This window comes from Streptomyces paludis (assembly GCF_003344965.1).
Taxonomy (GTDB): Bacteria; Actinomycetota; Actinomycetes; order Streptomycetales; family Streptomycetaceae; genus Streptomyces; species Streptomyces paludis.
On the sequence record NZ_CP031194.1, the window covers coordinates 789,785 to 810,481 of the forward strand.

The 20,697-nt window shown below is 71.0% G+C and carries 19 protein-coding genes; 2 read left to right on the forward strand and 17 right to left on the reverse strand.

Features of this window, described 5'->3' with window-relative positions; all coding sequences use genetic code 11:
• Positions 1-35: 35 nt before the first annotated feature.
• The gene (gene hisS, locus DVK44_RS03375; RefSeq protein ID WP_114664868.1) at positions 36-1,298 is read right to left on the reverse strand and encodes a histidine--tRNA ligase; all 1,263 of its coding nucleotides are present in this window, start codon (positions 1,296-1,298) and stop codon (positions 36-38) included.
• Positions 1,299-1,312: 14 nt separating this feature from the next.
• Complete coding sequence (locus tag DVK44_RS03380; protein ID WP_114658257.1) at positions 1,313-2,035, reverse strand: MBL fold metallo-hydrolase; 723 nt, start codon at positions 2,033-2,035, stop codon at positions 1,313-1,315.
• Positions 2,036-2,265: 230 nt separating this feature from the next.
• Here DVK44_RS03380 and DVK44_RS03385 point away from each other — a divergent pair, with 230 nt between their 5' ends.
• Together DVK44_RS03385 and DVK44_RS03390 are read left to right on the forward strand one after the other, a co-directional pair.
• Positions 2,266-3,054, forward strand: coding sequence for a peptidylprolyl isomerase (locus tag DVK44_RS03385; protein ID WP_114658258.1), 789 nt, complete (start codon positions 2,266-2,268; stop codon positions 3,052-3,054).
• A 150-nt stretch (positions 3,055-3,204) separates the two neighbouring features.
• Positions 3,205-4,434: a DUF349 domain-containing protein gene (locus DVK44_RS03390; RefSeq protein ID WP_114658259.1), complete on the forward strand. Its 1,230-nt coding sequence runs from the start codon at positions 3,205-3,207 to the stop codon at positions 4,432-4,434.
• 85 nt (positions 4,435-4,519) lie between these two features.
• Here DVK44_RS03390 and DVK44_RS03395 read toward each other — a convergent pair whose 3' ends face one another.
• The 15 genes from DVK44_RS03395 to pgsA form a co-directional block, all read right to left on the reverse strand.
• Positions 4,520-7,075 (reverse strand): RelA/SpoT family protein, encoded by a 2,556-nt coding sequence (locus tag DVK44_RS03395; protein WP_114658260.1) that lies wholly within the window; start codon positions 7,073-7,075, stop codon positions 4,520-4,522.
• A 170-nt stretch (positions 7,076-7,245) separates the two neighbouring features.
• On the reverse strand, positions 7,246-7,791 hold the full coding sequence (locus DVK44_RS03400) for an adenine phosphoribosyltransferase (RefSeq protein WP_114658261.1): 546 nt from the start codon (positions 7,789-7,791) through the stop codon (positions 7,246-7,248).
• A complete protein-coding gene (secF, locus tag DVK44_RS03405) occupies positions 7,788-8,936 on the reverse strand; it encodes a protein translocase subunit SecF (protein ID WP_114658262.1) in 1,149 nt (382 codons plus the stop codon). The genes DVK44_RS03400 and secF overlap by 4 nt, the downstream gene beginning before the upstream one ends.
• Position 8,937: 1 nt before the next feature.
• Entirely contained in the window at positions 8,938-10,758 is a 1,821-nt protein-coding gene (secD, locus tag DVK44_RS03410) for a protein translocase subunit SecD (protein ID WP_114658263.1), read from the reverse strand.
• A gap of 143 nt (positions 10,759-10,901) precedes the next feature.
• The gene (yajC, locus tag DVK44_RS03415; protein ID WP_114658264.1) at positions 10,902-11,471 is read right to left on the reverse strand and encodes a preprotein translocase subunit YajC; all 570 of its coding nucleotides are present in this window, start codon (positions 11,469-11,471) and stop codon (positions 10,902-10,904) included.
• 165 nt (positions 11,472-11,636) lie between these two features.
• Positions 11,637-12,719, reverse strand: coding sequence for a Holliday junction branch migration DNA helicase RuvB (ruvB, locus tag DVK44_RS03420; protein WP_114658265.1), 1,083 nt, complete (start codon positions 12,717-12,719; stop codon positions 11,637-11,639).
• 62 nt (positions 12,720-12,781) lie between these two features.
• Complete coding sequence (gene ruvA / locus DVK44_RS03425; protein WP_114658266.1) at positions 12,782-13,408, reverse strand: Holliday junction branch migration protein RuvA; 627 nt, start codon at positions 13,406-13,408, stop codon at positions 12,782-12,784.
• Positions 13,405-13,962, reverse strand: coding sequence for a crossover junction endodeoxyribonuclease RuvC (ruvC, locus tag DVK44_RS03430; RefSeq protein ID WP_114658267.1), 558 nt, complete (start codon positions 13,960-13,962; stop codon positions 13,405-13,407). The genes ruvA and ruvC overlap by 4 nt, the downstream gene beginning before the upstream one ends.
• Before the next feature lie 128 nt (positions 13,963-14,090).
• Positions 14,091-14,843, reverse strand: a complete 753-nt coding sequence (locus tag DVK44_RS03435) for a YebC/PmpR family DNA-binding transcriptional regulator (RefSeq protein WP_114658268.1) — start codon at positions 14,841-14,843, stop codon at positions 14,091-14,093.
• A 62-nt stretch (positions 14,844-14,905) separates the two neighbouring features.
• Complete coding sequence (pdxT, locus tag DVK44_RS03440; RefSeq protein WP_114658269.1) at positions 14,906-15,496, reverse strand: pyridoxal 5'-phosphate synthase glutaminase subunit PdxT; 591 nt, start codon at positions 15,494-15,496, stop codon at positions 14,906-14,908.
• Between the two features lie 6 nt (positions 15,497-15,502).
• Positions 15,503-16,351 (reverse strand): pyridoxal 5'-phosphate synthase lyase subunit PdxS, encoded by an 849-nt coding sequence (pdxS, locus tag DVK44_RS03445; protein ID WP_231717308.1) that lies wholly within the window; start codon positions 16,349-16,351, stop codon positions 15,503-15,505.
• Between the two features lie 187 nt (positions 16,352-16,538).
• Positions 16,539-17,090 (reverse strand): hypothetical protein, encoded by a 552-nt coding sequence (locus tag DVK44_RS03450; RefSeq protein WP_114664869.1) that lies wholly within the window; start codon positions 17,088-17,090, stop codon positions 16,539-16,541.
• A 491-nt stretch (positions 17,091-17,581) separates the two neighbouring features.
• The gene (locus DVK44_RS03455) at positions 17,582-18,733 is read right to left on the reverse strand and encodes a glycosyltransferase family 4 protein (protein WP_114658271.1); all 1,152 of its coding nucleotides are present in this window, start codon (positions 18,731-18,733) and stop codon (positions 17,582-17,584) included.
• Positions 18,730-19,641, reverse strand: a complete 912-nt coding sequence (locus tag DVK44_RS03460) for a phosphatidylinositol mannoside acyltransferase (RefSeq protein WP_114658272.1) — start codon at positions 19,639-19,641, stop codon at positions 18,730-18,732. The genes DVK44_RS03455 and DVK44_RS03460 overlap by 4 nt, the downstream gene beginning before the upstream one ends.
• Positions 19,638-20,318: a phosphatidylinositol phosphate synthase gene (gene pgsA / locus DVK44_RS03465; protein WP_114658273.1), complete on the reverse strand. Its 681-nt coding sequence runs from the start codon at positions 20,316-20,318 to the stop codon at positions 19,638-19,640. The genes DVK44_RS03460 and pgsA overlap by 4 nt, the downstream gene beginning before the upstream one ends.
• Positions 20,319-20,697 lie beyond the last annotated feature (379 nt).

A 20,697-nucleotide genomic window follows, 5' to 3' on the forward strand; every position in this document is an offset into this window, starting at 1 on the left:
CCACCCTCGGTCCGGGCCCGCCACCGCACAGGCTCTCAGCCGAGCAGGCGTGTCAGCTCCGTCACCAGGGCGTCGAGCGCGACCGGGGTCTGTTCGCCGGTCTCCATGTCCTTGAGCTGCGCCACGCCCTCGGCGAGGTCGCGCTCGCCGGCCACGACCGTGTACCGGGCGCCGGACCTGTTGGCGTTCTTCATGGCGCCCTTCAGGCCCTTCCCGCCGTACGAGAAGTCGGCGGCGACGCCGGCCCGGCGCAGCTCCGTGACCACGCCGAACAGGGCGCGCCTGGCCTCCTCGCCCAGCGGTACGGCGAAGACGCTGGTCGCGCTCGGCACCTCCAGGGTGATGCCCTCGGCCTCCAGCGCCAGCACCGTACGGTCCACGCCCAGCGCCCAGCCGACCGACGGGAGCGCCGGGCCGCCGATCATCTCGGACAGCCCGTCGTACCGGCCGCCGCCGCCCACCGCGGACTGCGAGCCGAGCCCGTCGTGGACGAACTCGAAGGTGGTGCGCGTGTAGTAGTCGAGGCCGCGCACGAGCTTCTCGTCGTCCTCGTACGCCACACCCGCGGCCGTCAGCAGGTCCCTGACCTCCTCGTGGTACGCCTTGCACGCGTCGCACAGGTAGTCGCGCAGCAGCGGCGCGCCGGTGAGCTGCCTGCGCACGTCGGGGCGCTTGTCGTCGAGGACGCGCAGCGGGTTCAGCTCGATCCGGCGGCGGGTCTCCTCGTCCAGGTCGAGACCGCGCAGGAAGCCCTGGAGCGCGTCGCGGTAGACGGGCCGGCACTCCTTGTCGCCCAGCGAGTTGAGCAGGATACGGAACTGCCGCAGCCCCAGGGAGCGGTACGCCTGGTCGGCCAGGATGATCAGCTCGGCGTCGAGCGCGGGGTCCTCCGCGCCGATCGCCTCGGCGCCGACCTGCGAGAAGTGGCGGTAGCGGCCCTTCTGGGGGCGCTCGTAGCGGTAGTACGAGCCGGAGTACCAGAGCTTGACGGGCAGGTTCCCCGCCTTGTGCAGATTGGCCTCCAGCGCGGCGCGCAGCACGGAGGCGGTGCCCTCGGGGCGCAGCGCGAGCCGGTCGCCGCCCTTGGTCTCGAAGGCGTACATCTCCTTGGAGACGATGTCGGTGGACTCGCCGACGCCGCGCGAGAACAGTTCGACGTTCTCGAAGCCGGGCGTCTCGATGTAGCCGTAGCCGGAGTTGCGCAGGGGCGCGGAGATCGCCTCCCGTACCGCGAGGAAGGTCGCGGAGACGGGCGGGAGCAGATCGTAGGTGCCCTTGGGGGCCTGGAAGGTGCTCATGGGGATCGGTGTGTTCACATTCCTCGTCGCGGAGCGGCGCTCTGGCCGCTTCCATAGCCGGTGGCCACCTCGCGCAGATACGGGTTGGTGGCGCGCTCCCGGCCGATGGTGGTCTGGGGGCCGTGGCCGGAGAGCACCACGGTCGAGTCGTCGAGCGGCAGGCACACACGGCCCAGCGACTCGAGCAGCTCGGCGGGGTCCCCACCCGGCAGATCGGTGCGTCCGACGGAGCCGGCGAACAGCAGGTCGCCCGAGAAGAGCAGCGGCGGCACATCGCCGCCGCCGGCGGACTCGGGCGTCCCGAAGGTCACCGACCCCTTCGTATGGCCGGGCGCGTGCGCGACGGTCAGCTCCAGCCCCGCCAGCGCCAGCGCGGCGCCGTCGGTCAGCTCGTGGACGTCGGACGGCTCCCCCACGGTCAGCTCGCCCATCAGCGGCATCCCGAGCGAGCGGCCGAGGGCCTTCTCGGGGTCGCTCATCATGTAGCGGTCGGCGGGGTGGATCCACGCGGGTACGTCGTGGGCTCCGCAGACCGGGACGACCGAGGCGACATGGTCGATGTGGCCGTGGGTGAGCAGCACGGCGACGGGCTTGAGCCGGTACTTCCTGACCGCGTCCTCGACTCCCCGCGCGGCCTGGTGGCCCGGGTCGATGATCACGCACTCCTCGCCGGCGGCGGGGGCGACCAGATAGCAATTGGTGCCCCAGGCCCCGGCGGGAAACCCGGCAATGAGCACGATCGTCCTTATATGTCGTCGGGCGGGGTGGCCGGCCGGTGGCGGCCGGGTCGGCAAGGCGGCCGTTCGCAGGGTACCGGCGCTGCTCATTCCACAGCCAATCCATATACCGTACGGGGCTGGAGCCTTTCGGTGCCGGGGCGCGCGAGGCCGGCATGATCCAAACGGAGGGCCCCGGGTGCCTGTCTGGTCGGGCGGCACCGATCACACGACATCGAGGAGAAGACCCGGTGGTCAACAGCGATCAGCGGCGGCGGCAGCTCGCCCGGGAAAAGTTCGAGCGGCAGCAGTTGCGCCGGACCGAGGCACGCAAGCGTGCGAAGGTCCGCAACTCGGTCATCGCGGCCGCGCTGGCCGTGGTGGTGATCGGCGGGGCGGGCGCGTACGCGGCGGTGAAGTCGTCCGGCGACGACAAGAAGAGCGACAAGGCCGCGGAGGCCGAGGCGTCGCCGTCGCCCTCGGAGAGCGAGAGCGCCGAGCCCGAGCCGAAGATGACGATCGACAAGTCGGCGAAGTACACGTTCACGCTCAAGACGGACCAGGGCACCTTCGCGATCGCCATGGACGCCAAGAAGACACCGCACACGGTGAACTCCTTCAAGGCGCTCGCGGACAAGGGGTACTTCGACAAGACGAAGTGCCACCGGCTGACCACGGAGGGGATCTTCGTCCTCCAGTGCGGCGACCCGCAGGGCGACGGCACCGGCGGTCCGGGCTACACCATCGAGGACGAGAATCTGGCGTCCCTCGGCAAGGCGGGCGCGGACGGCACCGTCACGTATCCCGCGGGCACGGTGGCGATGGCCAATACCGGCCAGCCGCACAGCGGTGGCAGCCAGTTCTTCCTGGTCTACAAGGACACCAAGCTGGCCCCCAGCTACACGCCCTTCGGGACGCTCGACGAGGCCGGTCTGAAGTCCGTGGAAGCCGTGGGGAAGGCCGGGGTCGAGGGCGGCGGGGGCGACGGTGCGCCCAAGAAGGCGGTCACCGTGGAGAAGGGCACGGTCGACAAGGCGTGACCCCGTGAATTTCGGCCGCGCTGAGTGCGGACAGCCGGGCGGCCGGTCGCCTAGATTGGCCTGGTGCAGGGCGGGCGCGGCCCGCCCCAGGAAACTGTGGATGATGCCCGGGGGCCATTCCCCTCGCGGGTATCAGGTGGAGGAGGCGCTGTGAGCAGCGACCCGTGGGGCCGTGTCGATGAGACGGGCACCGTGTACGTGCGGACGGCCGAGGGCGAGCAGGTCGTCGGATCGTGGCAGGCAGGCTCTCCGGAAGAGGCTCTGGCCTATTTCGAGCGCAAGTACGAGGGCCTGGTTGTCGAGATCGGCCTCCTCGAACGGCGGGTGAAGACCACCGACCTGTCCGCGAAGGACGCGACGGTGGCCATCGACCACCTGCGCGGTCAGGTGGACGAGCACCACGCCGTGGGCGATCTGGAGGCGTTGCGCAAGCGGCTCGACGCGCTGGTCGCCACGGTCGATTCGCGCCGTGAGGAGCGCAAGGCGCAGCGGGCGAAGCAGACCGACGAGGCGCGTAGTGCCAAGGAGGCGCTGGTCGTCGAGGCGGAGGAGCTGGCCGCGAGCGACCAGTGGCGGTCGGCCGGCGAGCGGCTGCGGGCTCTGGTGGACACCTGGAAGGGCCTGCCGAGGCTGGACCGGAAGTCCGACGACGAGCTGTGGCACCGCTTCTCGCACGCGCGCTCCGCGTTCTCCAAGCGCCGCAAGGCCCACTTCGCGGCGCTCGACGCGCAGCGGGAGGAGGCCCGTAAGGCCAAGGAGAAGCTGGTCGCGGAGGCCGAGTCGCTGTCGGGCTCCACCGACTGGGGCGGTACGGCGGCCCGTTACCGCGAGCTGATGACGGACTGGAAGGCGGCGGGCCGCGCTCAGCGCGAGGCCGAGGACGAGCTGTGGAACCGCTTCCGCGGTGCCCAGGACGTCTTCTTCGCGGCGCGCGGTGAGGTGTTCGCCGAGCGGGACGCCGAGCAGACCGAGAACCTCAAGCTCAAGGAGGAGCTGGCGGCCGAGGCCGAGCGGCTGGTGCCGGTCACGGACCTCAAGGCGGCCAGGGCGGCCTTCCGTGCCCTCAACGAGCGCTGGGAGGCCATCGGTCATGTGCCGCGGGACGCCCGGCCGCGGGTCGAGGGCCGGATGCAGGCGGTCGAGCGGGCTCTTCAGGAGTCCGAGGAGACCGAGTGGCGCCGTACCAACCCGGAGGCGCTGGCGCGTGCCGCCGGGCTGACGGGCCAGCTCCAGACCGCCGTGGACAAGCTGCGCGGGCAGATCGACACGGCGCGCGCGGCGGGCAACAACTCCCGGGCGGACAAGCTCGCGCGGGAGCTGGAGGGCCGTCAGGCGCTGCTGGACCAGGCGCTGAAGGGCCTCCACGAGTTCGGCGGCTGATCCGGGCGTCGTTCTTCATGACGGAGGGGCTCCCCGTGCTTCGGTACGGGGAGCCCCTCCGTCATGTGCGGCCGTCACCGCGCGGTCAGGGCCTGCGGGCCGAGGTGACGCGGTAGACGTCGTAGACGCCCTCCACGCCCCGTACCGCCTTCAGGACGTGTCCGAGATGCTTCGGGTCGCCCATCTCGAAGGTGAAGCGGGAGGTGGCGACGCGGTCGCGGGAGGTCTGGACGGCGGCCGACAGGATGTTGACGTGCTGGTCGGACAGGACGCGGGTGACATCCGACAGCAGCCGGGACCGGTCCAGCGCCTCGACCTGGATGGCGACCAGGAAGACGGACGACTGGGTGGGGGCCCACTCGACCTCCTTGATCCGCTCCGGCTGTTGGGAGAGCGCGTCGACGTTGAGGCAGTCGGCGCGGTGTACGGAGATACCGCTGCCGCGGGTGACGAAGCCGATGATCGGGTCGCCCGGGACCGGGGTGCAGCAGCGGGCGAGCTTGACCCAGACGTCGTCGACGCCCTTGACGACCACACCGGGGTCGGCGCTGGAGCGGCGTTTGGAACGGCCGTGGGAGGGCGGGGAGTTCTCCGCGATGTCCTCGTTGGCCGCGTCCTCGCCGCCGAGCGCCTGCACCAGCTTCTGTACGACGCCCTGGGCGGCGACATGGCCCTCGCCGATCGCCGCGTACAGCGACGAGATGTCGGGGTAGCGCATCTCGTGCGCGAGGGTGACCAGCGAGTCCCCGGTGAGGATGCGCTGGATCGGCAGGTTCTGTTTGCGCATGGCCCGCGCGATGGCGTCCTTGCCCTGCTCGATCGCCTCGTCGCGGCGCTCCTTGGAGAACCACGCGCGGATCTTGTTCCGGGCCCGGGGCGACTTGACGAAGCCCAGCCAGTCACGGGAGGGGCCGGCGCCGGACGCCTTGGAGGTGAAGACCTCCACCAGATCGCCGTTGTCCAGGGTCGATTCGAGCGGTACGAGCCGCCCGTTGACCCGGGCCCCTATCGTCCGGTGGCCGACCTCCGTGTGGACGGCGTACGCGAAGTCGACGGGGGTGGCGCCGGCGGGCAGCGCTATGACGTCGCCCTTGGGCGTGAAGACGAAGACCTCGTTGCGCGAGAGGTCGAAGCGGAGCGACTCCAGGAACTCGCTGGGGTCCTCGGTCTCCTTCTGCCAGTCCAGCAGCTGGCGCAGCCACGCCATGTCGTTGACGGTGTCCTGGCCGGCGCCCCGGCCGGAGCTTCTGGGGACGTCGGTGCGGACCTTGGAGGCGCCGGCGACGGCCTCCTGCTTGTACTTCCAGTGCGCGGCGATGCCGTACTCGGCGCGGCGGTGCATGTCGAAGGTGCGGATCTGGAGTTCGACCGGCTTGCCGTTGGGCCCGATGACCGTCGTGTGCAGCGACTGGTACATGTTGAACTTGGGCATCGCGATGTAGTCCTTGAACCGCCCGGGCACCGGATTCCACCGGGCGTGGACGGTGCCGAGCGCCGCGTAGCAGTCGCGGACGGTGTCGACGAGGACACGGATGCCGACCAGGTCGTAGATCTCCGCGAAGTCCCGGCCGCGGACGATCATCTTCTGGTAGACGCTGTAGTAGTGCTTCGGCCGGCCGGTGACGGTGGCCTTGATCCGGGCCGCGCGCAGGTCGGACTGGACCTCGTCGGTCACTATGGCCAGGTATTCGTCGCGCTTGGGGGCGCGCTCCGCGACCAGCCGGACGATCTCGTCGTACATCTTGGGGTAGAGGATCGCGAAGGCGAGGTCCTCCAGCTCCCACTTGATGGTGTTCATGCCCAGCCGGTGGGCCAGGGGCGCGTAGATCTCCAGGGTCTCGCGGGCCTTCTTCTCCTGCTTCTCCCGCTTGAGATAGCGCATGGTGCGCATGTTGTGCAGCCGGTCGGCGAGCTTGATGACCAGGACGCGCGGGTCCTTGGCCATGGCGACGACCATCTTGCGGACGGTCTCGGCCTGCGCGGCCTCGCCGAACTTGACCTTGTCGAGCTTGGTCACGCCGTCCACCAGCAGCGCGACCTGGTCCCCGAAGTCGCGGCGCAGGGTGTCCAGGCCGTACTCGGTGTCCTCGACGGTGTCGTGCAGCAGCCCGGCCATCAGGGTGGCGGGGTCCATGCCCAGCTCGGCGAGGATCGTCGTCACCGCGAGCGGGTGGGTGATGTACGGGTCGCCGCTCTTGCGCTTCTGCCCGCGGTGCCAGCGCTCGGCGACCTGGTAGGCGTTCTCGATCTGCCGGAGCGTCGCCGTCTCGATCTTGGGATCGTTGATCCGTACGGTCCGCAGCAGCGGCTCCAGAACGGGGTTGTACGGGGACGAGCGCTGCACGCCGAGCCGGGCCAGCCGGGCCCGTACGCGATTGGAGGAGCCACCGGAACGCGAGGGGGCCGGGGGCTGCCGGGAGGCGCCGGCGGGGGCCAGGGGGCGCTCGACGGCCGGGACGGGCGCGGGGGTGGCGGGCGGCGCGGGGGGCGTACGCCCGTCGGCGCGGGCGGGTGCGGGGTCCACCGCCGGCTGCGCAGGCTTCCCGTCGGCGGCGACGGCCCTGTCCCGGGGCGCGGCCGACTCCGTCGCGGCGGGGCGGTCGGGCGTCGCGGCGGCCAGTGGCTGGACCTCTTCTGGCAAGGGCGCTCCTCGTGCGGATCCAGGTCCCCCGGTCAGGCCCGGAGGTTCCCATGGTATCGACCTCAGGTGTCCCTCTCGTCCCGGGGACGTAGGCCTTGCGTAACGCGGGACGGGCACCCGGTTGTTCCCGGGTGCCCGTCCTTGTCTGCCGTAATCCGCCGAAGCGCTGCTCAGAGCGTGATCAGGGCCTCCAGCGGAGCCCCGTCGAGCACGGGCTCCAGCCGGGCGCGACCGCCCAGGAAACCCAGCTCCATGAGGACCGCCACACCCACGACCCGGGCACCGGCGCGCCGCACCAGCTCCAGGGACGCCTCGGCGGTGCCGCCGGTGGCCAGGACGTCGTCGATGACGAGGACCCGGTCGCCGCTGTCGAGGTCCTCGGCGTGGATCTCGATCTCGGCGGAGCCGTACTCCAGGTCGTACGACTGCGCGAGCGTGGCTCCGGGGAGCTTGCCCGCCTTCCGTACGGGGATGAATCCGACGCCCGCCCGGACCGCGACGGGGGCGGCCAGGATGAAGCCCCGGGCCTCCAGTCCGACGATCTTGGTCGCGCCGTAACGGGCGCAGAGTTCCGCGAGCGCGTCGGTCAGCGCGGTGAACGCCTTCGGGTCCGCGAGCAGCGGGGTGATGTCCTTGAACACCACACCCGGCTTGGGATAGTCCGCGACATCACGGATGCGGCTGAGCAGCAGCTCCCGTGTGCTGGTGTCGGTCATCGACGCCCCCCCGGTCCCGAGGGACGGCCGCGGCCGCCCCGGGGGCGCTGGCCCGCCGAGGCACCGGCTCCGGCGGGAGCGGGCGTGCCCGGCTCCGTACCGTCGCCGCCGTCCTCGTAACCGCCGTCGCCGCCGTCGGCGTCGTCCGCGGAGCCGTCCGCGGGCTCACCCTTGGCAGCGGCGGCGGCGCGCTTGGCGAGCACGCGCTTCTTCAGGGCCTTTATCTGCGGGTCGCGTTCCTTGAGGTCGGCGACGAGCGGGGTGGCGATGAAGATCGAGGAGTACGCGCCGGCCGCGAGGCCGACGAAGAGCGACAGCGAGATGTCGTTCAGCATGCCGGCGCCGAGGAAGCCGCCGCCGATGAAGAGCAGACCGCCGACCGGGAGCAGCGCGACCACGGTGGTGTTGATGGAGCGCACCAGCGTGCTGTTGATCGACCGGTTGGCGACCTCGCTGTAGGTCCAGCGGGACTGCTTGGTGATCTTCTCGGACCCCTCCTTGAGACTGTCGAAGACGACGACGGTGTCGTAGAGGGAGTAACCGAGGATGGTGAGCAGACCGATCACCGTACCGGGGGTGACCTCGAAGCCCACCAGGGCGTAGACCCCGACGGTGATCGTGAGGTCGTGGATCAGGGCGATCAGGGCCGCGACCGCCATGCGCCATTCGAAGGCGATCGCCAGATAGATCACCACCAGGACCATGAAGATCGCGAGACCGTTCCACGCCTTGTTGGCGATGGTCTCGCCCCAGCTGGGCCCGACGAGATCGGCGGCGATCTTGTTCTCGTCGACGTTCAGGTCCTTGGCGAGCTGGGTCTTCACCTTGGCCGACTGCGCGGTGTCCAGTTCGGTGACCTGGATGCGCATGGTCCCGTTGCCGAGCTTCTGCACGATGGCGTCGTGCCCCGACGCCCGCTCGGCGTCTTCCTGGACCTGGGAGATGGAGGCTTCCGTCTTCGGGATGGTGAAGACGGCACCGCCCTTGAACTCGATACCCATGTTGAGCCCGCGCACCGCCACGGCGACGATGGCCGTGATGGTGATCAGGATCGAGATGGCGTACCAGAACATGCGCTTCCCGATGAAGTCGTATCCGACCTCACCGCGGTAGAGCCGGGCGCCGAGATCGCCGAGCTTCGACATCTCACGCCTCCTTCGGGTCGATGGGGGCGCTGACGCGGACGGCGGTCCTGGAGCGCCGCAGGGGCGGCTTGGCGCCGAGCCGCTGCGGGTCGAGCCCGGACCAGGGGTGGCCGCTGGAGAAGAACTTCGTACGGGCCAGGAGCGTCATCACCGGCTTGGTGAAGAAGAACACGACGACCACGTCGAGGAGCGTGGTCAGGCCGAGGGTGAACGCGAAGCCCTGGACCTTGCCGACGGTGACCACGAAGAGGACCGCGGCGGCGAGGAACGACACGAAGTCGGAGACCAGGATGGTGCGCCGGGCGCGCGGCCAGGCGCGCTCGACGGCCGGGCGGAGCGTGCGGCCCTCACGGATCTCGTCCCGGACGCGTTCGAAGTAGACGATGAACGAGTCCGCGGTGATACCGATGGCGACGATCGCGCCGCAGACGGCGGGCAGGTTCAGCGCGAAGCCGATACCCGGGCCGAGGAGCGACATGATCGTGTACGTCAGGACGCCCGAGGCGCCGAGGCTGATGATGGCGATGCCGGCGAGCCCGCGGTAGTACGCCACCAGGTAGATGATCACCAGGGCGAGGCCGATGGCGCCGGCGATCAGACCGGCCTCCAGCTGCTCGCCGCCGAGCGCGGCGGTGACCGTGGTGACGCTCTGCTCCTGGAAGCTGAGGGGCAGCGCGCCGTAGGACAGGATGTTCGCCAGGTCCTGGGCGGACTGCTGGGTGAAGCTGCCGGAGATCTCGGCGCTGCCGCCGAGGGTCTGGCTCACCGAGGGCGCCGAGACGACGTCACCGTCGAGCACGATGGCGAACTGGTTCATCGGCGCCTGCTGCTGCGAGAGCTTGGCGGTGATGGTCTGGAACTTCTTGGTGCCACCCTTGGTGAAGTCCATGGTGACGATCCACATGCCGCGCTGCGGGTCGAGCACACCCTTGGCGTCGTCGACGTCGGTGCCCTCGATCTCGGCCGGGCCGAGTACGTACTTCTCCCACTCGCCGCCCGAGTTCTTGCCACAGGCCACGATCGTGTCCTCAGGCGCGGCGTCCTGGTTGACCGAGGTGCGCTGGGCCTGCTTGGAGCAGTCGAGGCTGGTGAACTTCTTCTCCAGGGCGGCCGCGGCCGCTTCCTCGGCGGGGTCGGCCGAGGGGCTGGGCGTCGCGGCGTCGCCGGACTTGTCGGCGTCCTTCTTGTCCGCGTCCGAGGCGGCCGAGTCGGTCGGGGTGGGCGTCGTGTCCTTCTTCAGGGCGTCCGTGACGGCCCGGCCCTGAGCGGTGGCACTGGACGTGGGGGTGGCCGACGCCTCGTCGTCACCCGCCTTGCCGTCACCCGCCTTGTCACTGTTGCCGGCCTTGTCCGGACTGGCCGAGGGAGAGGGGGAACCGCTCGGGGAGGCGGAGGGCGCGGCGATCGGAGAACCCGCGGCGACGGTCAGCACGGGCCGGAAGTAGAGCTGTGCCGTGGTGCCGACCTGCTTCTGGGCCTGCTTCTCGTTCGTCCCCTTGGGGATGTTGACGATGATGTTCTTGTCGCCCTGGGTCTGCACCTCCGCCTCGGAGACACCAAGACCGTTCACACGCCGCTCGATGATGCTGACGGCGGTGTCCATATTGGTCTTGTTGATCGCGTTCGGCTTGCCCGGGGTGTTCTTCGCCTCAAGCGTGATGCTCGTACCGCCCGCGAGGTCGATCCCCAGCCGTGGTGTGACATGACCGGACCAGAACATTCCGCCCGTGAGGGCGACCATGGCAATCAGGAACAGTGCCAGGGTACGGCCCGGCCTGCCTGGGGACCCCGCTTGCCTTCGGCCCTTATTAGGTGCTGCCACCTTCTCGTTTCTCCCTGTCCAACCGCCCCACGCCGGGTGTGCGCCGGAGCGGCCACGAAGTGTTGTGGGGACCTGCCCCCGCAGAAATCAGCGCGACCCTGTGCCGTGGAGCCCCGTTGGACGGCCCGTCGGCGAGGACGAGACTACTTCGCGTCGGCCTCGCCGTCGGCCTTGGTGTCCTTGGTCTCGGTCTTGACCTCGGCCTTGGCGCCCTCGGAGCCGGTCTCCGCCGCGGCGTCGGCCTTCGCGTCGGCCTTGTCCTCCGGGGCGGCGTCCTTGCTCTCCGTGACGGCCTTGGTGTCCTCGGCGTCGGCGTCGGCGGCGCTCTCGGGCTTCTTGCCCAGGTCGATACGGGCCTCGTCGGCCGCCAGCTCCCCGGTCAGCGAGGAGGCGTCGTCCGGGACGACCGGAGTGTCCTCGTCGAAGGCGTCCTCGCCGTGCACGATGCGGTTGTACTCGTCGTCGTCCAGCACGGCGCCGATGGCGTTCTTCGCGTAGATCGCGTGAACGCCCGGCGCGACCTCCAGCACGACCATGTCCTCGTGCACCTCCTTGACGGTCGCGTACATACCGCCGATGGTGCGGACGCCCGAGCCGGGCTGCATTTCGTTGCGCATCTGCACAGCGGCCTGCTGCTTCTTCTTGGCGGACCGGGTCATCAGGAACATGGCCCCGATGAGCAGGACGAAGGGGAACAAGGCGGCGAGACTCACGGGAGGGAACTTCCTTCGCACGACCGCGCTGTCGGGCGGCCTGATATACGGGGGTGGGTATGCCGACCTGTAGGTGCGGCATCGGCGGAGTCTAAGCGAGTCCGCATCATTGGAACAACGCCCGGCACCACCCCGGGGTTCCTGGCCCCGCGCACTCCTTCACCGTCACCCCCCGAACAGCCCCGCCTGCCCGCCCGCGCCCCCGGCCGGCGCCGGGGGCACGAGCCCGAGGTGCGTCCAGGCGGCGGGCGTGGCCACCCGGCCGCGCGGGGTGCGGGCGAGCAGTCCCTCCCGTACGAGGAAAGGCTCCGCGACCTCCTCGACGGTCTCGCGCTCCTCCCCCACGGCCACCGCCAGGGTGGACAGCCCCACGGGCCCGCCACCGAAGAGCTTCAGCAGGGCCTGGAGCACGGCCCGGTCGAGCCGGTCGAGGCCCCGGGCGTCGACCTCGTACACCCCGAGCGCCACGGCGGCCACCTCGCGGGTGATGTGGCCGTCGGCCTTGACCTGCGCGTAGTCCCGGACACGGCGCAGCAGCCGGTTGGCGATCCGGGGCGTGCCGCGCGAGCGGCCGGCGATCTCGGAGGCCGCGTCGGCGTCGATCTCCAGGTCGAGGAGCTGGGCCGAACGGTGGATGACACGCTCCAGCTCGGTGCTCGTGTAGAACTCCATGTGGCCGGTGAAGCCGAAGCGGTCGCGGAGCGGGGGCGGCAGCAGCCCGGCCCGGGTGGTGGCGCCGACCAGGGTGAAGGGCGGCAGCTCCAGCGGGATGGCGGTGGCTCCCGGGCCCTTGCCGACGATGACGTCGACCCGGAAGTCCTCCATCGCCATGTAGAGCATTTCCTCGGCGGGCCGGGACATCCGGTGGATCTCGTCGAGGAAGAGGACCTCTCCCTCCTGGAGGGAGGAGAGGATCGCGGCGAGATCCCCGGCGTGCTGGATGGCGGGACCGGAGGTGATCCGGATCGGCGCGTTCATCTCGGCCGCGATGATCATGGAGAGGGTGGTCTTGCCGAGGCCGGGGGCGCCGGAGAGCAGCACATGGTCGGCGGTGGCACCGCGCGCCAGGGCCGCCTTCAGCACCAGGTCGAGCTGCTCGCGCACCCGCTCCTGGCCCACGAACTCGCCCAGCGACTTGGGACGCAGCGCCGCCTCGACGGCCTGGTCCTCACCGTCGGCGGACGCGCCGACGAGCCGTTCGGCCGCGTCGTCCGGCGTCCCGGTCTCGCTGGTGTCGTCCCAGTTCACTCTGATTCACCTCGGGGCGTAGAAACACGGGCGGGCGGAGCGGAAGCCGGTGGCAGGCCGGCTCAGCGCGTCCTGTTCAGGCTCTGGAGCGCGGCGCGCAGCAGCCTCGGCACGGGCGGCTCGGCGCCGTCCGCCAGCGCGGCCTCGGCCTGGGGGGTGACCAGGGCGACCGCCTCGTCGGCCTCCCGGGCGGCGTAGCCGAGCCCGATGAGCGCGGCGTGCAGCTGGTCGTTCCAGGGCGCCGGGCCGTGTGCGCCGGTGCTCTGCCGGCCGACCACGGGGCCGACCGGGGCGCCGAGCCGGTCCTTCAGTTCGAGCAGAAGCTTCTGCGCGCCCTTCTTGCCGATGCCGGGGACGGCGATGAGCGCCTTCTCGTCCCCGGCGGAGACCGCCATCCGCAGCGCGTCCGGGCTGTGTACGGCGAGCATCGCCTGTGCCAGCCGGGGCCCGACCCCGCTGGCGCTCTGGAGCAGCTCGAAGACCTGGCGCTCGTCGTCGTCCGCGAAGCCGTACAGGGTGAGGGATTCCTCCCGGACGACCAGCGAGGTGGCGAGCCGGGCCGGCGCGCCGACACGCAGCCCGGCGAGCGTGCCCGGCGTGCACTGGACGGCCATGCCGACCCCGCCGACCTCGATCACGGCGGTGGTGGGGGCGAGGGCGGCGACCGGGCCGCTGACGAAGGCGATCATCGGGTGACCTTCCGTACGGATGCGGTGCTGGGGATACGGGAGGCGCGCGCCGCGGCCTGCGCCTGCTGGAGGCGGTTCATCGCGGGGGCGCGCCAGATGTGGCAGATGGCGAGCGCCAGGGCGTCCGCCGCGTCCGCGGGCCGGGGCGGCTCGGCGAGCCGCAGCAGCCGGGTCACCATCGCGCCGACCTGCGCCTTGTCCGCGCGCCCGCTGCCGGTGATGGCGGCCTTGACCTCGCTGGGGGTGTGCAGCGTGACGGGGATGCCGCGCCGGGCGGCGCAGAGCATGGCGACCGCGCTGGCCTGGGCGGTGCCCATCACCGTACGGACGTTGTGCTGGGCGAACACGCGCTCCACCGCGACGAGTTCGGGCCGGTGTTCGTCCAGCCAGGCTTCGATGCCGCGCTCGATGGCGACCAGCCGGGGGCCGATCTCGTCGTCGGAGGGGGTACGGACGACGCCGACGCCGAGCATCGTGAGCGGCCGGCCCGCGACGCCCTCGACCACGCCGATCCCGCACCGGGTCAGCCCGGGGTCAACTCCCAGCACCCGCATGGCGCCCCTCCCTCGGTCAGGTGTTCCCGCTGATCAGCACAGTATCGGTCACCTCTGACAACGCGCCGGGCGGACAGGCCGACGGGCCGACGGCAAGCAGCTCCGTCGGCCCGTCGGATGAGGCGGTGTCAGGCGTCGACCTTCTCCATGACGTCGTCGGAGACATCGAAGTTGGCGAAGACGTTCTGCACGTCGTCGCTGTCCTCCAGGGCGTCGATCAGCTTGAAGATCTTGCGCGCGCCCTCCTCGTCCAGCTCGACCTGCATGGTCGGCACGAAGTTGGCGTCGGCCGAGTCGTAGTCGATGCCGGCCTCCTGGAGGGAGGTACGGACCGCGACCAGGTCGGTGGCCTCGCTGAGCACCTCGAACTGCTCGCCGAGGTCGTTGACCTCTTCCGCGCCGGCGTCCAAGACGGCGCCCAGGACGTCGTCCTCGGTCAGCTCGCCCTTGGGGACGATCACCACGCCCTTGCGGTGGAAGAGGTACGAGACGGAACCCGGGTCGGCCATCGAGCCGCCGTTACGGGTCATGGCGACGCGCACGTCGGAGGCGGCGCGGTTGCGGTTGTCGGTGAGGCACTCGATGAGCACCGCGACACCGTTCGGGCCGTATCCCTCGTACATGATCGTCTCGTAGTCGGCGCCGCCGGCCTCAAGACCGGCGCCGCGCTTGACGGCCGAGTCGATGTTCTTGTTCGGCACCGAACTCTTCTTCGCCTTCTGGATGGCGTCGAAAAGGGTCGGGTTGCCGTCGACATCGGCCCCGCCGGTACGGGCCGCGACCTCGATGTTCTTGATCAGCTTCGCGAAGAGCTTGCCGCGCTTGGCGTCGATCACGGCCTTCTTGTGCTTCGTCGTAGCCCATTTAGAGTGGCCGGACATCTGCCTGTCTCCTTCGCGTAACCAATCCTGCTCCGTTCGGCAGCGATCCTACCGGGACCGGGTCACCGTGCGGAGCGCACCATGTCGGTGAAGAAACGGTGCAGCCGATGGTCCCCCGTGAGTTCGGGGTGGAACGACGTCGCGAGCGCGGCGCCCTGCCGTACGGCGACCACATGGCCCCCGTGCTCCGCGAGCACCTCCACGCCCGCGCCCACCGACTCCACCCAGGGCGCCCGGATGAAGACGCCCTCGACGGGACCGCCCGCCACCCCCGCGACCTCCACGGCCGCCTCGAAGGACTCGTTCTGCCGGCCGAAGGCGTTGCGGCGCACGATCATGTCGATCCCGCCGACCGTCTCCTGGCCCGACCTAGGGTCGAGGATCTTCTCCGCGAGCATGATCATCCCGGCGCAGGTGCCGTACACCGGCATTCCGGTCCGTACCCGCGTCCGCAGCGGCTCCAGCATCCCGAAGAGCACGGCGAGCTTGGACATGGTCGTGGACTCGCCGCCGGGGATCACCAGCCCCTCGACGGCGTCCAGTTCCGCGGGCCGCCGTACGGACCTGGCGTCGGCGCCCGCCGCCGTCAGCGCGCCCAGATGCTCCCGGACATCGCCCTGGAGCGCCAGCACTCCGATCACAGGTGCGCTCATGGGTGATTACCAGCCACGGTTCGCGTAGCGCTCGGTCTCGGGCAGGGTGTCGCAGTTGATGCCGACCATCGCCTCGCCGAGGTTCCGGGACGCCTCCGCGATGATCTTCGGGTCGTCGTAGAACGTGGTGGCCTTCACGATCGCGGCGGCGCGCTTGGCCGGGTCGCCCGACTTGAAGATGCCCGAGCCAACGAAGACGCCCTCGGCGCCGAGCTGGCGCATCAGCGCGGCGTCCGCCGGGGTGGCGACCCCGCCCGCGGAGAAGAGCACCACGGGCAGCTTGCCGAGCGCGGCGACCTCCTTGACGATCTCGTACGGGGCGCGCAGCTCCTTGGCCGCCGCGTACAGCTCGTTGTTGTCGTACCCGCGCAGCCGGGCGATCTCGTTCTTGATCTGCCGCAGATGCCGTACGGCCTCCACGACGTTGCCCGTCCCGGCCTCGCCCTTCGACCGGATCATCGCGGCGCCCTCGGCGATCCGGCGCAGCGCCTCACCGAGGTTGGTGGCACCACAGACGAACGGCGTGGTGAACGCCCACTTGTCCGAGTGGTTCACCTCGTCCGCCGGGGTCAGCACCTCCGACTCGTCGATGTAGTCGACCCCGAGCGACTGAAGGACCTGCGCCTCCACGAAGTGGCCGATCCGCGACTTGGCCATCACCGGGATCGAGACCGCGCCGATGATCCCCTCGATCATGTCCGGGTCCGACATCCGCGCCACGCCGCCGTCCTTGCGGATGTCCGCCGGCACCCGCTCCAGCGCCATCACGGCGACCGCCCCCGCGTCCTCGGCGATCTTCGCCTGCTCCGGGGTGACGACGTCCATGATCACGCCGCCCTTCAGCTGCTCGGCCATCCCGCGCTTGACGCGCGCGGTGCCCGTCGCGGCGGTGTCGACGGGCTGGGCGGGGGTGGGAAGCGTAGTGGACACGGAGCGACCTCACTGGCTGAAAACGACAGGGATTACGGCTCCTCAAGGGAACGCCGCGCGCCCGGTCCACTGCAAGGGCCAATGGTTACGCGGTGGCTCGTTCTCCCCCGGCTCAGCCCCCCGGCCGGGCCGCCAGCGCCACCGGGGGCACATCGTCCATCTCGAACGCCAGCGGGAACGGCGCGTGTCCGGCGAGCCGGAACCAGCGCACCTTCCGGTGCCGGCGCAGGGCGCGGGCGGCCCGTACGGCGTCGTTGTGGAACCGCCGCGCCATCGGCACGCGCCGCACCGCCGCGGCCAGCTCCTCGGCGGCCTCCACACCCCCCGGCGCCTCCCTTACCGCCTCCACCTGAGCCGCCTCCCCGAACACGGCCCGCAACGCCTGGCTCAGCTCACTCTCCGCCACCTCCCGCTGCTCCTCCTCCGCCTGCCGCGCGGCATGCGCGGCCTGATACAGCACGATCGACGCGGCCGGATCGAGCACCCCCGACGACGCCAGCTCCTGCGTCACGGACGCCCGCCGCAACAACTGCGCGTCGAGCGCGGCGCGGGCGGCATCAATCCGCGTGTGCAGCCGGTCGAGCCGCCCAGCGGTCCAACTGAGATAGAGCCCCACAGCGATAACGACAACAACAATCCACACAAGAGAGGTCACGCCCGGCAGGCTAGCCGCTAGCCGCCTCCCGGCTAAGAGGCCGTGGGTTTGTCTTTGGGCGGGGCCCGGTGCACACGTGCGGGTTGTCGCCGGGTGCCCCTCCGGTGGCACGCGTCCGGACTGCACGACTTACGCCGCGTGCGGGCCGGACCGTACCCGCAGGTTTCGCTCAGCGGCACAAATCGCGCTTTACGTCCGGACACGCACCCCCTGCGGTGCCCCCTTCAGGACCCGCACAGACCACCGGGCCCGGCCCGGAGGGTTCGTGGCCCGGCCGTCCACCTACCGGAGGGGGCCGGGGTCGCAGGAGGTGACGTCCCCGGATGTAGAGCGTGATTTGTGCCGCTGAACGGTCCGCAGTCGAAGAACCGGCCCGCACGCGGCGTAAATCATGCATCCGGGGATGCGCCTCCGGAGTGCCCCGACCCCCGGCACGGGCGCACCTGCCGCACCCCGTACAACCACAAACCACGGCCCCCTAGCCGGGAGGCGACCCCGCGTTAACGACCGAACCGCGCCCGAAACCCCGTACGTTCGTCCGTCGCCACCGACGCCGCGCCGTCCGTCACCGTCTCGTACACCGCCAAGATGTCCGCGCCGACCGTCGACCAGTCGAAGCGCCGTACATGCGCGCTCCCGCGCCCCCGCAGGGCCGCGCGGCGGGCCGGGTCGGCGAGGAGGCGGGTGGCCGCGCGGGCTAGGGCGGAGGCGTCCTCGTTGGTGAAGAGTTCGCCCGCGGCGCCGTGGTCGAGGACCTGGGCGAACGCGTCGAGGTCGCTGGCCAGGACCGCCGCCCCGGCGGACAGCGCCTCGACGAGGATGATGCCGAAGCTCTCGCCGCCGGTGTTGGGCGCGACGTACAGGTCGACGCTGCGCAGCAGCCTCGCTTTGTCGGTGTCGCTGATCATGCCGAGGAACTCGACGCGTTCGCGCATGTCCTTGGGGAGGCGGGCCACCGCCTCCCGTTCGTCGCCGCGGCCCGCCACCAGCAGACGGGTGCCGGGGCGGGCGGCGAGGATCTCCGGGAGGGCCTCCATCAGGACGGGCAGGCCCTTGCGCGGTTCGTCGATGCGGCCGATGAAGCCGATGGTGCCGCCCTGCCAGGCGGGGTTGACGTCGGCGTCGGCGAAGAAGCCGACGTCGACGCCGTTGGGGATGACGACGGCGTCGCCGCCCAGGTGTTCGACGAGGGTGCGGCGCGCGTACTCGCTGACGGCGATACGGGCGCTGATCTTCTCCAGCGCGGGCTGGAGGATCGGGTACGCCGCGATCATGGCGCGGGAGCGCGGGTTGGAGGTGTGGAAGGTGGCGACGATGGGGCCCTGCGCGGCCCAGCAGGCGAGCAGGCCGAGCGAGGGCGAGGCCGGTTCGTGGATGTGGATGACGTCGAAGGTGCCGTCGTGCAGCCAGCGGCGGACCCGCGCGGCCGACAGGAAGCCGAAGTTGAGGCGGGCGACGGAGCCGTTGTACGGGACGGGGACGGCGCGGCCGGCGGAGACGACGTAGGGCGGCAGGGGGGTCTCGTCGTCCGCGGGGGCGAGGACGGAGACCTCGTGGCCGAGCCGGATGAGATGTTCGGCCAGGTCTCTGATGTGGAACTGGACGCCGCCCGGTACGTCCCAGGAGTACGGGCAGACGATTCCGATCCTCACCGGGGACCCCCGCCCGGGTCGAGATCCGCGAGCCACAGACGTTGCAGCATGTGCCAGTCCTCCGGGTGCTCGGCGATTCCGGTGGCGAAGACGTCGGCCACCGCCTGTGTCATCACAGACGTCTTCTCGGCGCGGGTACCTGTTCCGGGGACCTCGACGGCGGGAAACACCTGGCCGCGCAGGACGGGGGTGTCGTCGAACCACAGGACGGTGGGCAGCAGCAGCGCGCCCGTCCGCTGGGCCAGCAGCGCGGGGCCCGCCGGCATTCTGGCCCGGTCGCCGAAGAAGTCGACCTCGACGCCGGACTCGGAGAGGTCGCGGTCGGCGACGAGGCAGACCAGGCCGCCGGCGCGGAGCCGGCGGGCGAGCGTGCCGAAGGCGGTGCCGCCGGTGTGCGGGACGACCTCCATGCCCAGGCTCTCGCGGTAGGCGACGAACCGGTCGTACAGCTTCTCGGGCTTGAGCCGCTCGGCGACGGTGGTGAAGGGCACGTCGTGGGCGCGGGTGAGCCAGGCGCCCGCGAGGTCCCAGTTGGCCATGTGCGGCAGGGCGAGGATGACGCCCCGGCCGGTGGTGAGGCCGTCGAAGAGGAGGCCGATGTCCTTGATCTCGACACCGTCGCGCACGCGCTCCTTGCTCCAGGCGGGCAGCCGGAACGACTCCATCCAGTACCGCGTGTACGAGCGCATCCCGGCCTTGGAGAGCGCGGCGAGCCGTTCGGGGCCCGCGTCGGGGACCACGCGGGCGAGGTTGGCCTCCAGGCGCCGCACACTGGGGCCGTGCCGCTTCCAGGCGGTGTCCGCGACGGTCCGGCCCAGCGCGTTCGCGAGGGGCTCGGGGAGCGTCTTGACGGCGCTCCAGCCGATCCCGTACAGGGCGTCGGTCACCCGGTCGCCGACGGCGCTCATGAGGCGGCCCCACTCTCCCGGGTGGGACTCTCGGCCGTCTCCGCCGCGGCGTCGGCCTCGGCGGACTCGCGCCGTACGGTGACGACGCGCTGCCCGAGGGTCACGAGACTGCCGGCCGCGACGACCCACAGGGCGATCGGCAGCAGGATGTCGATCCCGGGCACGCCGAAGGCGTGCAGGCCGGCGAGCCCGGCGGCGACGAGGGAGATGACGAGCCGCTCGGCGCGCTCGATGAGCCCGTTGACGGCCACCGGCAGCCCGATGGACTCGCCGCGCGCCTTGGTGTACGAGACGACCTGGCCGCTGGCGAGGCAGAAGATGGCGACGGCGCAGAGGGTGATGCTGTCCCCGTCGCCCGCGTACCAGAGCGCGAAGCCGGCGAAGATCGCGCCGTCCGCGACACGGTCGAGCGTGGAGTCGAGGAAGGCGCCCCAGCGGCTGGTGATCCCGGCCTGTCGCGCCATGTTGCCGTCGACGAGGTCGGAGAAGACGAAAACGGTGATGACGATGGTGCCCCAGAAGAACTCCCCGCGGGGGAAGAAGGCCAGCGCGCCCGCCATCACCCCGGCCGTGCCGATCAGGGTGACCGCGTCAGGACTGACTCCGCGTCGGAGCAGAAATGCGGCGAACGGCGTGAGGACACGCGTGAAGAATGCACGCGCGTACTTGTTCAGCATGGCCTTCCCGAGGTTCGGTTGGCCGCGCGGCCCCGACGGCCACCGGCTGGCCCATCGTAGTCACGACGGCCGCGCGACACCGCCGGGTCCCCGCGCGGGCCGTCCTGTGCCCCGTATGGACGCGCCCCGGGCGGAGTACGGGGTGCGGGAGGACCGGAGCCCGGCCCCGCCGCGGGCCTCGGCGGGGCCCTTTCCGGGCGGGGCGGCAACGGACGGCGGAGAGCGCCTGGTTGGCCGCGCGGCCCGGTTCATGCGCGAGTGGCGAAGACACGCCAGTGTCCTGACGCGGACGGCATGACGCGGTTACGCTGGGGTGACCAGGCCCTGGGTTGCGGGGCACGCGGGCCGGGAAGTAGTCGCGGCAGCGGAACCGTGCGGC